The sequence below is a fragment of the Actinosynnema sp. CS-041913 genome, from assembly GCF_050942485.1.
Classification (GTDB): domain Bacteria; phylum Actinomycetota; class Actinomycetes; order Mycobacteriales; family Pseudonocardiaceae; genus Actinosynnema.
Genome location: NZ_CP192037.1, coordinates 8,088,533 through 8,103,487, shown reverse-complemented (window position 1 = coordinate 8,103,487; position 14,955 = coordinate 8,088,533). Strand labels below are relative to the sequence as shown.

The window sequence follows — 14,955 nt, the reverse complement described above, 5'->3', positions numbered from 1 at the left end:
ACGTCCTTCGGGGCGAGGCAGGTCAGTGGTCGTCGGTGGTGGAATCGGTCGGGTGCGTGGTGCGGTGGAAATCGCGGCCCCACCGCAGCCGGATGCGGTTGGCGCTGTCGGGCTGCGGCCAACGGGTGAGTTCGTCGGCGAGCAGGCCGTAATCCAGCGGTACCGGTTTGGCCCGCAGCAGCTGCACCATGCCGCGCAGGTGATGCACCAGTTCGTCCAGGCTCTGCGAGGTCCCCAGCGTGAGAAAACGGCGTGCCACCGGTGAGAGGGTGGTTTGCGGCTCCTCGGGGAGCAGCAGCCGGACGGATCGGCCGAGGCCGTAGCCGCGCAGGTGCACGCGAGTGCGGTGGGACTGCTGGTGCAACGCGTACAGGGTGAGGGCGATGTGCGCGGCGGTCTCCGCCGCGGTCGGCCCGTCGTCGGCGTCCGGTCCGGCGAAGACCTCCGACACCGTGTATTGCAGGATCTCGTTGACGCTGCCCGCCGGTTTCCCGACTCCACGTCGCAGCTTCGCCAACGTGGCGACCGCGGTGGACTCGTCGGCGATCACCCTCGCCTGCAACGACACGATCCGCTTGTGCACTTCGGTACCGACCGCGGTCAGCTCCTTCCACCGGGGTTGCGCCGGTGCGGCTTTTCGGGTCTCTTCCACGGCTGTCACGGAATCGCCACGCTCTCCTGTGGGTATGCCATGGGCACCGCCTTCCTCAGCTCGAAGTGGAACCATGTCTCGGCCAACGGAGTGTTGATCAGACGCTTGTCCCCGACGCGGCCGGCCCACGCGGTCATCGGGGCCGCGTCCACCAGCTCCTGGCCGAGCGTGCGCACCGCACGGGCCGCCGTGTGGTGCCACCGGCTCTCGGCCGACTCCGGATCGGTGTCGGCCGTCAGCGACGCCAACCACGCACGGAAACGGGTATCCAGCTCGGCGTACGCCAGTTCCGTGGCGCGGGTCCGTGGGGCTTCGCGTTCGTCCTTGCCGCTGCCCGCTGCCGCCGCGAGATTGCGCGCCAGCTTGCCGAGCGCACTCGCCGCACGTTCGGAGGCCTCCACACATCTGACGGCCGTGCGGGCCAGATGTGCCGCGTCGTGCCGCAACAGCACGGCGTGCACGGACAGTACGTCGTCGATGATGTCGGCGGTGGTGGAGTTCTGGCTGCCGTAGACCATGCCGATGGTGTGCAACCGCACGATGTAGTCGTCGCCGATCACCTCTTCGGCCTGCGCCAGCCATTCCAGGATTTCCGGTGACAGGAAAGCCGCCGCATCCGAATCCTGGGGACGGTCGACACCACCGGGCAACAGGGACTGCAAACCCCGCCACACCGCCTTCTCCGGCTCGTGCTCACGGGGCATGTACACCGTCCGCGCCCCCAACTTCTTCTCCTGGGCGCCGCTGCGCCGCCACGCCGTGTGAGGCTCGGCGGTCTGCTTGTTCTGCGGGGTGATGCGCTCGCCGTTGCAGATGAGCACCCCGGTGACCCGGCCACCGTCAGCGAACAGCCGCACGCGCCGCGCCTGCCACGTGTACAGATCCACCGGGCCCGTCGGCGGCCGATCGGGAAGGGACTCGTCGTGAAAGACGGCGGCCTCCGCGCGTTCCCAGGACGGCAGATCGGTCTCGTGACGCCGATCGATCACCCCCACTCCGCACGGGATCAGGTTCAGCAACAGCGTCTCCCGCAGCGTGCGCCCCTCGGGCAGCACCGCGCCGAGCTGACCGGACCAGGCGACGCCGATCGGGTATCCCTTGCCGTTTTTGGTGCGCGTGTCGTCGGCCGCGCCGGACTTGATGCCCGACGGGTCGTACGCCTGACAGTGCACCAGCCACCGGGCGGCCTCCGCGAACGACAGCGACAGCCGGCCACCCAGCCGGTTGGTGAAGAACGGGAGCCCGTTGGGCACGTCCGCGATCAGCTTGCTCAGCTCCGACGTCTCGCCCTTGTCGGTTCGCAGCCCGGCGACTTGGAAGAAGGGCGTGACCGGGTCGAACAGGTCGTATCTCGCACGATGCCCGGACAGGTAGCTCTCCACCTCGCCGACCGGAAGTGTCCGCGCCCGCCACAGCCGCTCCCACGCGGCCACATCGCACGGCCCCCCGACCGCCCTGTGCAGGACGGCCAGCATCAGCCGGGTCAACGCGAACACCTGCGTTGGCACGTCACCGGCCAGACCCGACAGGTGGTGCGCCTGGCGGAACACCTCCATTAGGGACAGCTCCCGCTCCCGACCGTCCAGCGTCCGCGCCGGCAGCCAGGGGCGGTCGATCAGGTCGAATGACAGCGGCTCATCCCCGCTCATGTGTCAACCCCTTGTGTTCGTCGTAGCGCAACCGGAAGCACGTCACGCCGTGCTCGACCACCGCCTCGCGGTTCTCGTCGAGCACCAGGACCAGTTGTCCCTTCAGCAGGGGAGCGAGGCTGAAACTCGTGAAAACGTTGCGCTCCAGCGCGGCAATGACGTCGTCGATGACCCAGGGCTGGGACATCGCCACCGGCAACCGCAGCGCACATGCCGCGATCACCTTGGCCTGCCTGGAATCGACCGACATGTCCAGCGGGATCTGTTCGCCGCCGCCACGCTCGATCCACGGCGGCGTCAACAGCCCACCATGGGCGTCACGCTGCACCACCAGCACTTCCAACGACTCCTCGCCGTCACGTACCTGCGCCGCACCCGTGTGCCGGTCCTCGGTGTCACCGACATCGCCGACGCCGGCACGCACCCAGGCTGTCAACGAATCCGTGTCCGTTCCGACCTCACCGAGCAGGAACGTTCGGGCTTCCTCCATCCGACGCGTCGCCCGCGTCCGCGCATCCTGCTCCGCCTCGCGCATCGCCGGCTGCCAGGAAGTCGGGCCGAGCGGTTCGTCACCGTAGGCGCGCTGCACCAACGGCGCGATGTCCGACGGCAGATGTACCGACTCCGCCTCGAACAACAAAGCCGCGGACCGCAGCAGAAGGTGATCACCGTAGATGCGGCGGGACTTCTCCACGGCCCGGACCGGATGCGCCGCCCAGTCGTCCACACCCACGAGCGCACACCGCGGAACAGCCAGCGGGCCGGGCCGCCCGCGTTCATGCCGGTGCAACCGGCCCAGCCGCTGCAACACCAGATCCGTCGGCGCCAGATCGGTCACCATCACGTCGAAATCCACGTCCAACGACTGCTCGACCACCTGGGAGGCGACCACGATATGCAGCTCCGGCCGGTGTCCCTTCGCACGGCCGAACCGACGCAGCAACTCCAAGTCCTTCCGCGCCCGGTCACACGCCAGGAAACGGGCATGCGTCACTGTCACCCCCTCCGCACCGAACTCCTGCTCCAACCGTTGCGCGGCCTCCTGCACACGGGTCACCGTGTTGCGCACCACCACCGCGCAACCACCCTCGACCAAGTGCTTCCGCAGATACCCCACCAGCGAGTCCAGATCATCCGGCAACCGGTCCAACACCACAGGCCCGACACCGTCCGGCGCCGGGACGGGACGGGGATCCACACCACCCGACGCCACGACCACCGGATACCCCAGGTCCCTCGACACCGACGGTTGCCCACCCTCGTAGGCGGCAAGCAACTCCGCACGGCGATCAGCCGGCAACGTCGCCGACAGCAACACCACCGGAACCTTGTACGCCCCCAGCCAATGAAGGACCCGATGCAGATACTGCGACATGTACACGTCGTAGGCGTGCACCTCGTCGATCACCACGACCTTGCCGGCCAACGCCAAGTGCCGCAGCATCAAATGGCGACTCTTCAACCCGGCGAACAACACCTGATCGATCGTGCCGACCACGAACGCCGCCAACGCGCCCTTCTTACGACCGCTCAACCAGTGATGGGCGACCGCCGCCGCGGCGTCCTGCTCCTCCTTGGACCCTTCACCGATCGACCGGAACCAACCCTCACGCACCAACCCGGCGAACTCGTCGTTCAACGACGCCTTGCCGTGCGCCAACGTCACGCTCACCGCACCGTCACGACCAGGCAGCGCCTCCACCCAGCGCCGAACCCTGTCGAACATCGCGTCCGTCGTCGCCTGCGTCGGCAACGCGACGAAACACCCATCCGCACCCGACCGCGCAGCCAGCTCCTCGACGGCCAACAACGCGGCCTCGGTCTTCCCCACTCCCATCGGCGCTTCGACGATCATCAGCCCCGGACACCCCTGCCCGGCCGCCACCTCGACCGCCGCAACCTGCACCGGCCGCGCACACGCACCCTCGATCCCGAAGCGGGCACGAAAAGCAGCGTCCACATCGGACGACACCGTCCCGACCGGACCCGCACGCCACCTCTCCGGCAACGCCAGCTTCCGCCACGCACGCTCCACACGAGCCGACGTGTCGAACCCGCCACGCTCCTCGTGCAACTCCAACAAAGGAAACAACTCGGCACTGGACGCGATCCAGTCAGCCATGATGACGATCGCCGTCAACAACACCTGACTCGGCTTGCTCAACCGAACAGAGCGGTACCGACCGAGATCCACTCCCGCCGTTGCCCGCCGCAGGAACTCCGTCCGAGCCTGTTCCCATACACCCTGACCACGCAACGCGTGTTCCTCGCGGACCAACTTCAGCTGCCGATGCTCCGGCGGAACACCATGGTGACTGCCCACCACACACGCCAACTGCTCCGCAGCCACCCGATCAAACCTGTGGTGATCCACGAGGTACCTGCGCACCGCCAGATGCCCGACCAGCTCGTGCCGAACCTTCGACCGATTCTGATCGAACTGCAACTGCGGACTGGCACCCAACCCGTGGTCAAGCATCCGGTCCGCCAACCGACGTACCTGGACCGCGAACGCCGGACTCACCTTGCCCACGTCGTGCACAGCCGCCAACCAGCACACCAACGCCCGAACACCGTCGAGCCCATGAGGAAGATCACGCGCGATCCGGGCCGACACCTGCGGCGACACCCACCGGTCCACCAACGCACCCGCAACAGCCTCCGCATCCGCCAAGTGCTGGTACAGCGGCAACCAATGCGTGGGACAAACCTGCGGGTCGGACTTCCCCCACACCACATCCAAGTCGAACCCGTCCGACATGAAACCCTTCCTGCGAACAGTCGAACCGCCTACACCACTGCGGGGACATACGTACGGATCTGACTATCGTTAGCCATCAGCCTGAAGGTTCGCTCGAACAGACCAGCGATGAGCGTTAGCCCGCAAGTTTGCGGCTTGCCGCAGCGCATGTGGGAACAGGGCGGTATCGTATGTGGACATGTTGCTACCGACGCTAGAGTTAGTTTGAAGTTCTGGCGTACCTGGTTATCCGAGAAGGCGGCCCTTTCTCTGCGTGTGGCCACGTCGCGTGGAATTCCGATAATTGCGGTCGCGCTTCACCCCGGCGTGTGCGAGGAAGGCATCACAGAACTGGACGGCTAGGGATCACCCCCGCTCACGTGGGGAAGACTCCGACAACGACTGGCATCACCCGATCGGAGCAGGACCACCCCGCTCGCGTGGGGAAGACACGACCTGTCGTTGGAGCCCCAGAGTGGCGGCGAGGGACCACCCCCGCTCACGCGGGGAAGACATGGCGGCCCTGTCCCGTGCGACCGCCCGCGCGGACCACCCCCGCTCACGCGGGGAAGACGGCAACGTGGACCTCATCGAGGTCACCGGTACGGGACCACCCCCGCTCACGCGGGGAAGACGCCGTGCAGCCACGCCAGCCGGCGGTGGGGGCGGACCACCCCCGCTCGCGCGGGGAAGACGGAGGCGTGATGGCGGTGAAGCGCTTCGGGCTGGGACCACCCCCGCTCGCGCGGGGAAGACTCTTGCTTGTCGAACTCGCCGGGCACGAGGTGCGGACCACCCCCGCTCGCGCGGGGAAGACTCCGCGTTCCCGGTGCTGGTGCTGGTCGGTGCGGGACCACCCCCGCTCGCGCGGGGAAGACATCCAACAAGCACCGGCGGACAGCTCGGACGACGGACCACCCCCGCTCGCGCGGGGAAGACAAGGGCGCCCGCCAGGTTGGTCGGCGAACGCCCGGACCACCCCCGCTCGCGCGGGGAAGACCCGGGTCCAACCCCCGGCGGCTGAGACTGAGCTGGACCACCCCCGCTCGCGCGGGGAAGACCGCCAAGTCGGCAGGGATCAGCCGGTTGACCTGGGGACCACCCCCGCTCGCGCGGGGAAGACCATGCGTTCCTCCACCTCGGTCCGGATCCGGGCGGACCACCCCCGCTCGCGCGGGGAAGACTGCGGGATCAGCGAACCGCGCATGCCGACCGGCGGACCACCCCCGCTCGCGCGGGGAAGACTCGTGCTGGAGTGCGGCGGCGAGATCGTGGGGGGGACCACCCCCGCTCGCGCGGGGAAGACCGCCGAGCAGTACGGCGCTATCCCCGGCGCGCGGGACCACCCCCGCTCGCGCGGGGAAGACAACCGCTACGCCTGGCCGGAGAAGCAGCCGGACGGACCACCCCCGCTCGCGCGGGGAAGACCTGGTGCTCGTCGTCGTCCAGGCCTTCGACCTGGGACCACCCCCGCTCGCGCGGGGAAGACAGCGGCTGTCGGAACCCCGTGGGGTACCGCTCGGGACCACCCCCGCTCGCGCGGGGAAGACGGGCTGCCGCTTCACCCCAGGCACCCTGGAGCGGGACCACCCCCGCTCGCGCGGGGAAGACCTTGTAGTACAGGCTGATGGTGTTCCAGTTGGAGGACCACCCCCGCTCGCGCGGGGAAGACTTGCGCAGGTTGCGGTTCTCCGAGTTCTTCTTGGGACCACCCCCGCTCGCGCGGGGAAGACACTTCTTGACCAGGGAGTTTACAGCGTCCTGGGCCGTTTTTGCTTCGACTTGTGCGCGGAGTGGGTGATGTTCCTGTGCATGTGGTGGCAGGAGCTGCTGGCTGCGCCGTGGACGACTCTGCGATGTTGTCGCTGTGGAGGCTGGGGGCTCGGTCGGTCCGTGTGGGGCGGTGGGTTTAGGTGTTGTCGTGTTTGGGTGGTCGTTGGTGGGTGTCGGTGGCGGCGTGTTGGGCGAGGTGGGTTTTGCGGTCGAGGGGTTGGCCTTGGGGGTCGAGGTACGTGTTGTCGGTGGGTTCGGTCCAGGGGGTGTGTTGGTTTTTGTCGATGCAGCGGCGGAGTGGGGTGTTTTGTTCGGTGAGGCGGTTGAGGGTGGGCCAGAGCCAGCGGTCGCGGTAGTTGATGAGGGTTTGGGTGGGGCCGGTGGTGTTGTGGTAGGCGTCCTGCCAGGCGGCTAGGAGGGCAGTGAGGTCTTCGATTGTTCGGGTGTGGAGGTGCCAGCAGGGTGGGATGCGGTGGCGGGTGTTGAGTTCTTCTCGGGTGTTGAGGTGGTCTACGAAGTCGTTGAGCCAGTTCCAGACTGTGGCGGCTCGGTCGGCGTTCATGTGTTGCCAGGACCAGTCGCCGGGTGTGGTGTGGGTTGTGTGGTGGTGGAGGGTTTCCATGGCGTTGACGAGGTGTTCGACGGTGTCGGTGAGTTGATCGTGGGCGGCGCGGAGGTGTGCCAGTTCCGCGGCGGGGTCGTGTGGTGGCGGGGTAGTCATGATGTTGACGTCCGGCCCATGCGTGTTTCGGCTTGGTGTTTGAGGGTTTGTAGGTGGTGGGCGTCGGGTTGTTCGAACCAGGCGTCGAGGTGGACGAGGGTGGCGGGGGTGTTGCGGTAGAGCAGGAGGGCTTGGCCGTCGGGAAGGGTGCGGAGTTGGTCGATGCGGAGGGCTCGTTCCCAGTTGTAGGTGGTGGAGCGGGTGCGGCGGAATTCGCCGGTGCTGGCGCTGGTGTGCAGGGTTTTGTGGTCGCCGACGAGGCGGGAGAGGTCGTCGAGGGTGTCGGCTTCGGCGACGCCGCCGAGGATGAGGCGGGTGGTGACGGAGTTCCAGATTTCGCGGGTTTGGTCTTTGCCCCAGCGGCGTTGGAGTTGGCCGAGTCCTTGGCAGGCGAGGATCATGTGGATGCCTCGGCCGCCGGAGTCGGAGACGAGTTGGCTGAGGTTTTCCGGTGCGGCGACATTGCCGATTTCGTCCCAGGGGCAGCGCAGGGGTGGGTCGAGGCGTCCGTCGGGGTAGTGGGTGGCGAGGCGTTTGGCTTGGTGGTGGACGTGAAGTGCCAGGGCTGAGGCGAGTGGTCCGGCGGAGCCGACGCCGCCTTCGCTGATGATGTAGAGGGTTGCCTGGGAGCGGAGGAAGGTTTCGACGTCGAATTCGAGTTCGGGTGGTGGCGAGCAGGCGTCGAGCAGGCGTGGTGAGTTGAGTGGGTCCAGGACGAGGTTGAGGGTTTGGGCGATGCCGCCGAGCATTTCGCCTGCGGTGTTGGTGGTCAGGTCGCGCAGGGTGGTGGCCCAGTGGGTCGAGGTGGGCGAGTGTCGGAGGATGGTGACGGGTTCGTCGTCGGACCATTGGGACGCCCAGACGAGGACGTCGCGCATGGTTTTGCCGGCAAGGGCGGCGGCGTGGAGCCAGGCACGCAGGACGCGGGCGGCGGAGTCGGTGAAGAAGCCGGTGTTGGTGACGGTGCCGTCCATGGGTCTGGCGGCGACGAGTTCGCGGGCTCGGCGGATGGCTTCGTCGGGGTCGTGGCAGCCGCTGATGGGGTTCCAGCGCAGGGGTTGTGGCCAGCCGGTGATGTCTTCGGGGTCGAAGACGTGGACGGGGCCGAGTTGTTCGCGGATGCCGACGGTGGCGGCCAGGACGTCGCCTTTGGTGGAGGTGGTGACGACGGGGCCGGGGGCGTCGAGGACGCGGGGGATGATGCGGCGGTTGGTTTTTCCTTGTCTGGTGCCGACCATGACCAGTTCGGCGTCCTCGTGTTGTCCGTAGAGTTCGATGCGGTGGTGCACTGATCGGCCCATGTGGACCGCGATGTCCGCCATCGGGCGGTGGTGTTCGGTGCCGGCGAGTGAGGGGCGGGTGCGTCGGGCCCGTGCTCGGGCGGCGTCCGCGCCGAGGGTGCGGCGGAGTTGCTGCCGGGTGGCGAGGGTGGTGTCGTGGCTCAGGAGCCGTGCGGAGAACACCACTGCGGTGACGATCGAAGCGACCACGAGCAGTTCGACCACGCCGGTGACGGTCCACCACAGCAAAGGGTCGGAGTCGGGGTGGCCGAATGCCCGGCCTGGGTGGCCGGGGTTGCGGAGCAGGCTGGCGAGTGCGGGCATCCAGCCGGTGGGTCGCCAGGTCCAGCCGTGGCCGTCGAGCAGCGCGGTGAGCGCGCCTCCGAGAACCAGCCCGGTCACCGCGCCTGCCGTCGACGCGGTGAGTACGAGTGTCAGGGCCAGGGTGAGCAGCTGGTCGTCGCCGTGTGGGTCGCGTCGCGGTGTCACGGTGCCGCTCCGGTCGGTTCGGGGTAGTCGTCGCGCATGGTCTGGTCGGTGTCGATCAAGTGCCATTCGCGTCCGCCGCGCAGCACCAGGTGGTCGACCAGGTAGGGCTGGTCGTTGACTTTCCAGAGCGCGGTTCCCTGTTCCAGCAGCGGAAGCAGGCACGCTTGGTTGTCGTCGAGGTGGAGTTCGGCGGCGGTGACGGCGAGTTGGTCGGAGCGTTGTCGGTAGAGGATTCGGGTGCCGCAGTCGGCGAGCAGGGCGCGGCCGTGGAACTGCGATTCGGGTGTGCCGCCGAGCATGTCGGTGGCGCGGTGGCAGAGCAGGAGCGTGGCGTTGCCGGTGGCGCGGGACACTTTCTGGCCTGCGTTGGTGCGGGCCATGAGCGCGGGGAAGCGGTTGAGGCGCCAGGCTTCGTCGTAGACGGTGAACCGGTGGCCCGGTCGGTGGGCGAAGGCCAGTTCGATGACCGACTGGGTGGTGGCCATGACGAGGGCCACCGCTGTGTCGCTGGTCTTGACGCGGCTGATGTCGACCACGGTGGCCGCGTCGCGCCAGTCGAGTTGGTTGTCGGGACGGTCGTCGTCGAGCAGTCCGGCCAGGCTGCCCCGGGTCAGCGCGCGGATCGCGAGGCCGATGTCGTGGGTGCGGTCGCGCAGGGTGGCCGGGTCGAGGTGGTGTTGCTCGGCCATGTCGGGGGTGGGGTCGAGTAGCAGGTCGACCAGCAGGCCCAGGTGGATCGGGCGCAGGCGGGACAGGTCGCCGCCGACGTCGTGCCGGCGGGTGGCGGTGGTGAGGGCGGTTTCCAGGGCGGTGCGTTCGTCCATGGTCAGGGCGCGTTGTTCGGGCAGCAGGGTGCGGACCAGGGCGACGAGGAGTTCTTCCCAGTGCGACCGGACGATGGGCCACCACCGGTCGTCGGTCATGCCGTCGGGTTTCGGGGGCATCGCGAGGGCGTTGAGGCGTTCGGTCATGCCGGGCCCGAGGCGCAGCACCCGGCCGCCGAGGGCTTGCACGACGGGTACCCATTCGCCGCGGATGTCGCCGGGTACGGCGAATCTGCGGCCGAAGGCCACGCCTCTGGTGCACAGGGATTTGGCGAGGGCGGATTTGCCGCTGCCGATGACGCCGGCGATGAAGATCCCCGCGTCGTGCAGCAGGCCGAGCGAGTACAGCCGCCACGGGTCGAAGCAGAACGGGCTGCCGGAGAAGCGTTCCTGCCCGATGTAGGTGCCTGCGGTCGGCAGCCCGACCCCGGCCAGCCACGGGAACATGCCGCGCAGTTGCGCGGTGGACTCGACGTGTGCGGGCAGCGTCATCCGGTGCAGGACCCGCCCCGCGCGCCGACCGGGAGGCCCGAGCCACGGCCGGGGCACGCGGTCCGGCAGGGCCCACCCCACGGATGCCTGGCGTCGGGTGCTCATCGCAGGCCTCGTGCCAGCGGCAGGGCGGCGGCCCAGAACCCCTGGTCCTGCTCCCATTGCAGGACTTGCGGTTCCACTGTGGACTCGTTGAGGGCGGCTTCGACCGCACCCGCGTGGACTTCCAACTCCTCGGGGGTGGTGGCGGTGACGGAGACGAATCCGAGGAAGCGGAAGTGGGCGAACCCTTCGACGAGTTCGGCTTCGCGGCGGTGCAGATCCTCGGTTTCGCGGCGGTCGGCGCGTCTGGTGCGTCGGTCGATGCGGCGGTTGAGCGTCTCGCGTGCGTCGTCGGCACTGGCCTCGACGTCGATCCGGGTCTGGGCCTTCTTGGCGGGCAGCGGTTCGAGGATCAGCGACAGGGTCCGGCGGGTGGTCAGCCGCAGCAGCATCGGTTCCAGGAATCCCACGGGCACGCCGGTGTCGGCGCGCGGCCATTCGGCGATCCACCAGGTGCGGTGCACCGCGGAGTCGGTCGCGTAGTGGGTGCGGGTGGTCGTGGTGGCCATCGGGTGGCACACCGCCGGATCCACCCCGGACGGGGCTCCCGGGTCGCCGCCGAGCTGGTCGCCCTGGCCGCCGCCGCGTCGGTCGAGCATCGCGGTCGCAGCGGGGTCGAACGCGGTGCGGATGACGTAGGCGAGGCCGCGCGGGGGAAGCCAGCCGCGCACGGCGACGCCGGCCGCGCGCAGACCCCGGTTGACCCTGGTGATCTCGGAGAACAGCACGGCCGCCGCGCCGTCGTCACCACCGCCGGACGCGGTGATCCGCGCGGCGGCCCGCCGTGGGTCGAGTTTGAGGACCAGGAACGACTCGTGGCGTTGTCCGGTGCGGCCTTGGGTGCTGATCAGTTCCTCGTAGGCGGCTGCGGCGACCGGGTTGTCGTGGCTGCCCCGGACGTTCCACTCCCGTCGCACCGGGTCACCGGACTCGGGGATCACCCGCTGGAGGATCTGCACCCGCGACAGCGGGCTGTCCGAGCGGCACAACGAGTTCAGCACCGCGCCGAACCCGACCACGCGCTGCGCCTGCTCGGCGGAGTCGAGCAACGTGAACGTGTCGGCGCGGACCTCCAGCACGGCGACGAAACTGCCGTCCATCAGGTCCTTCACGACCCCGAGGTCCCGGGTGCGGTCCTCGCCGACCTGGTAGGTCTGGAACCGCAGCCGCGACAAGTCCCCCGGCAGACGGGGCCCGTCGGGCACGAACTCGTGGCGGCCGAGGCGGAACGGCCCGCCACGATATTCGTGCTCGCCCAGCAGCCTGGTGACCAGACGACCCAGCAGGACCGGACCGAAGTCCACCAACGGCCGCCCGAACACCGGCACCACAGCCGCCGCGACCAGAAGCCCGGCCACACCCAGCGGAATCACCTTGGCCACACCCGCGGTGTTCAGGCCGCCGACCGCGGTGAACAGCGCCGCCACCAGGCAGACCAGCTGGGCGGGCGTCTTGCCCCAGAGAACTCCTTCGTTGCGCCGCTTGGAGAAGCGCACGCGGATCTCGGACGCGGTCACCACCGCCCCCTTCCTGCCGCCGGACCCGACGGGCTGTTCGGGCGGCGACGTGCGGTTGTCTTCACCGGCGGCTGGGAACCGGACCCGCCGGCGGGCGGCAGGTAGGGGAGGTGGTCGGGGTAGGGGCTGTCGTCCGCGCCACCGGTGGTCACCCCGTCCATGGCGACCTGGCCCGCGACCGCCCCGGCGATCGCGGCGCCGGTCAGCACCGACCGCACACCACCAGTGGACGACGCCGGCTGTGTCCTTCGGCCCGTGTGCTGCTCCGGTGCGCCCTGCTGCGGCGGAACGGTGCCGTGGGTCGACGGGGGCCTGCTCCCGGCCGAGGTCGGTGCCGTCCTGTCGCCCGACGTGGACGTAGCGGTGCCTGCGGTTGTGGATGGGGCGTTGGCCCGGACGGTCGCACTGGTCGTGGAGCTGCGGGAGGACATCATGGCCAACGCGGCGGCCGTGGTCATCGCGAACGATCCGCGTGCCGGGCCGGTGTGGTCGCCGTGCAGCGGGAACCACTTCACCACCACGAACGGCGCGACTGCCGCGATGCCGAGAGTGCCGACCCCGATCAGAAGATCACCCAGGCCCCGGCTCTGGCCGATCCAGCTCTCGCCGAGCCGGAACACGATGACCGTCAACGGCTTGGCGATGACACACGCCCACAGGATCGACGCGCCCTTGCGCGCCCATTTGCGGGTGCCGGGCGGCCCGGCGCCGCCGGCGAGTTGCAGCACCATCAACGCGACCGCCAACACGATGGCCCCCTTGCGGAACACCAACAGCAGGTAGGCCACACCGGAGGACAACGCCCCGACGAAACACACCACCATGACGAACAACCAGCCGTTGGTCTGCGCGACCTGCCCCGACGCGGCCAGCGTGTGCATCAGCGAGAAGAACTTCGCGTACACCGCCTCCGAAGTCCGGGCCGTCTCGCCGGCGAACCAGTCGGCGACCCGATCCGAGATGAAGATCGCCAACGCCACCAAGGTCAAGCCCACACCCAGACCGAACGCCCACCGCACCACACCCAGCCCGCTCTCGGCCAGCTCGCGGGTCCGCATCCGCACCGCCGCGATCACCGCGTTGACCAGGAACAGGGTCAGGATCAGGTAGGCGCTGACCGTGCCGATCGCACCCAGGACCGACCGGAGCCCCGGGTCGTCGAAGTCGATCGAGGTGGGGTGGCGCATCGCGGCGAGGGTCAGTTCCAGGCCGGTGAGCATCGCGCGGGCCGCCGCCTCCGCCAGGCACTTGTCGAACTCGGTGGCGCAGTCCATCGCGCCCCACAGCTTCACCCCCGCCCGCATCGCCGACGCCCCGACGCACAGCGCCCCCATCGTCGCCAGATTCGCCGGTATCGAACACAGGGCCTGGACGCTGTCACCGACCTTGTCCCAGTCCACCACCGCGACGGTCGGCGCGGTGGAGGTGCCGATCGGGATCCCGTCGGCTACGGTCCGCCCGGCGAGGTTGAGATCCGCCGCCGACGTACCCGGCGGGAAGGGGCGGTCGGCGAGGTAGGCGTTGAGCACCGCGCAGGTCCGGTCGAGGACGGCCTTGTCGCTGCCCTGCCTGCTCGCGGCGGCCAAGGAGTCGCCGAGCTTGTCACGGGGGATCGCGGCGCAGTCGATGGTGCCGTCGCCGTTGCGCGGCCACCACTGCATCGGCATACAACCCTTGTCGGTGCCGACACACGCACCGACCGCATACCGCAGTTGACTGATCCGGGCCTGGTTCTGCTTCTCGTCCCAGTGGTAGGCCGGAGACAACGGAGGCCGGGTCAAGCAGAACCGCCACGTCGCACGCGGTGGCGTGAGTTCCCTGCGGTGGTTGACCACGAAGGTGCAACGCAGGTCGGCGTCGTCGCGCAGGATGATTTGATCCCCACCGCACACGGCATCGACGGGAACGTCAGCCGGCGGCCAGGGACAGCTCGGCGCGAGATACCACCAGCGCCCGTCCGACACCTTCAGCCGCGGATGGTGCCGATCACCGATCCGGACCAGCTCGATGTCCTCGGTCTCCTGCGGCCCACCCGGCTGGGCGGTCGCCGGCGACATCAGCGTCACCGCCACCAGCGGCCACGCCACGAGCGCCGCCGTGACCGTCCAGCCGATCCGGCGAGCCTGGCTAGCAGCGGACATGGGGCACCCCCGCGAACCCGTCCTTGATCCGGATGAACGCGGCGGCCTTGCCGGTGTGGTCGCCGGGCAACGTCGTCGCCTCCGGCGGTGACGACGGCACCCAACGTCCGTCCCGCCACACCAACCAATACGTCCACAGGGCATTCGCGAACTCACCCGCACCGTTCGCCGCGTCCGCCGACCGCAACCAGTATCCGTCGACCGTCACCTGCGCCCGATCTCCGTCCCGCTCTCCGACCTTCACCGCCGTCGCGCCGAACAAGGCGTGCCGATACACAGGGTTCTCCTGCTCCGCCCACTGCCCGAACCGCTCGGCGACCTCCAGCGCCGCACCCAACGCCCGTGCCGCGTCACGTGCAGCCTGCCTGCCGGCGACTCGCTGGGGGACCAGGACAGCCAGTTGGGCCGCAGCCGCAGCGGCAAGCGCCTCATCTCCACGCTCGCAGGCCAGATCGGGGCCCTCGACAGGCCGGTCCGTGGGTGCCTGACGTCCGACCACGACGCCGGAGGCGAACACAGCAGCAATAGCCACAGTGGACACAACGATCGTGACTGCGGTGCGGGATCGGTGCGAG

Annotated in this window: 9 protein-coding genes and 1 CRISPR repeat array; all 9 genes read right to left on the bottom strand. The window is 69.0% G+C overall.

Annotated elements, in window-relative coordinates; genetic code table 11:
• Nucleotides 1–22: 22 nt before the first annotated feature.
• The 9 genes from casB to ACQPZF_RS36400 all read right to left on the bottom strand — a co-directional run bounded on the left by casB (nucleotide 23) and on the right by ACQPZF_RS36400 (nucleotide 14,912).
• Nucleotides 23–661, bottom strand: a complete 639-nt coding sequence (gene casB / locus ACQPZF_RS36440) for a type I-E CRISPR-associated protein Cse2/CasB (RefSeq protein WP_433264909.1) — start codon at nucleotides 659–661, stop codon at nucleotides 23–25.
• Nucleotides 658–2,301: a type I-E CRISPR-associated protein Cse1/CasA gene (gene casA, locus ACQPZF_RS36435; RefSeq protein ID WP_433264907.1), complete on the bottom strand. Its 1,644-nt coding sequence runs from the start codon at nucleotides 2,299–2,301 to the stop codon at nucleotides 658–660. The genes casB and casA overlap by 4 nt, the downstream gene beginning before the upstream one ends.
• Entirely contained in the window at nucleotides 2,288–5,062 is a 2,775-nt protein-coding gene (gene cas3, locus ACQPZF_RS36430) for a CRISPR-associated helicase Cas3' (protein WP_433264905.1), read from the bottom strand. The genes casA and cas3 overlap by 14 nt, the downstream gene beginning before the upstream one ends.
• A 465-nt stretch (nucleotides 5,063–5,527) precedes the next feature.
• Nucleotides 5,528–6,774: a CRISPR direct-repeat array (repeat unit 28 nt; unit sequence GGACCACCCCCGCTCGCGCGGGGAAGAC).
• 176 nt (nucleotides 6,775–6,950) lie between these two features.
• Nucleotides 6,951–7,535: a DUF4913 domain-containing protein gene (locus ACQPZF_RS36425; RefSeq protein WP_433264903.1), complete on the bottom strand. Its 585-nt coding sequence runs from the start codon at nucleotides 7,533–7,535 to the stop codon at nucleotides 6,951–6,953.
• Nucleotides 7,532–9,304: a type IV secretory system conjugative DNA transfer family protein gene (locus tag ACQPZF_RS36420; RefSeq protein ID WP_433264902.1), complete on the bottom strand. Its 1,773-nt coding sequence runs from the start codon at nucleotides 9,302–9,304 to the stop codon at nucleotides 7,532–7,534. The genes ACQPZF_RS36425 and ACQPZF_RS36420 overlap by 4 nt, the downstream gene beginning before the upstream one ends.
• Nucleotides 9,301–10,725, bottom strand: coding sequence for a hypothetical protein (locus tag ACQPZF_RS36415; protein ID WP_433264900.1), 1,425 nt, complete (start codon nucleotides 10,723–10,725; stop codon nucleotides 9,301–9,303). Before ACQPZF_RS36415 ends, ACQPZF_RS36420 begins: the two co-directional genes overlap by 4 nt.
• Entirely contained in the window at nucleotides 10,722–12,239 is a 1,518-nt protein-coding gene (locus tag ACQPZF_RS36410; RefSeq protein ID WP_433264898.1) for an SCO6880 family protein, read from the bottom strand. The genes ACQPZF_RS36415 and ACQPZF_RS36410 overlap by 4 nt, the downstream gene beginning before the upstream one ends.
• A complete protein-coding gene (locus tag ACQPZF_RS36405; RefSeq protein ID WP_433264896.1) occupies nucleotides 12,236–14,380 on the bottom strand; it encodes a hypothetical protein in 2,145 nt (714 codons plus the stop codon). The genes ACQPZF_RS36410 and ACQPZF_RS36405 overlap by 4 nt, the downstream gene beginning before the upstream one ends.
• Complete coding sequence (locus ACQPZF_RS36400) at nucleotides 14,367–14,912, bottom strand: hypothetical protein (protein ID WP_433264894.1); 546 nt, start codon at nucleotides 14,910–14,912, stop codon at nucleotides 14,367–14,369. The genes ACQPZF_RS36405 and ACQPZF_RS36400 overlap by 14 nt, the downstream gene beginning before the upstream one ends.
• Nucleotides 14,913–14,955 lie beyond the last annotated feature (43 nt).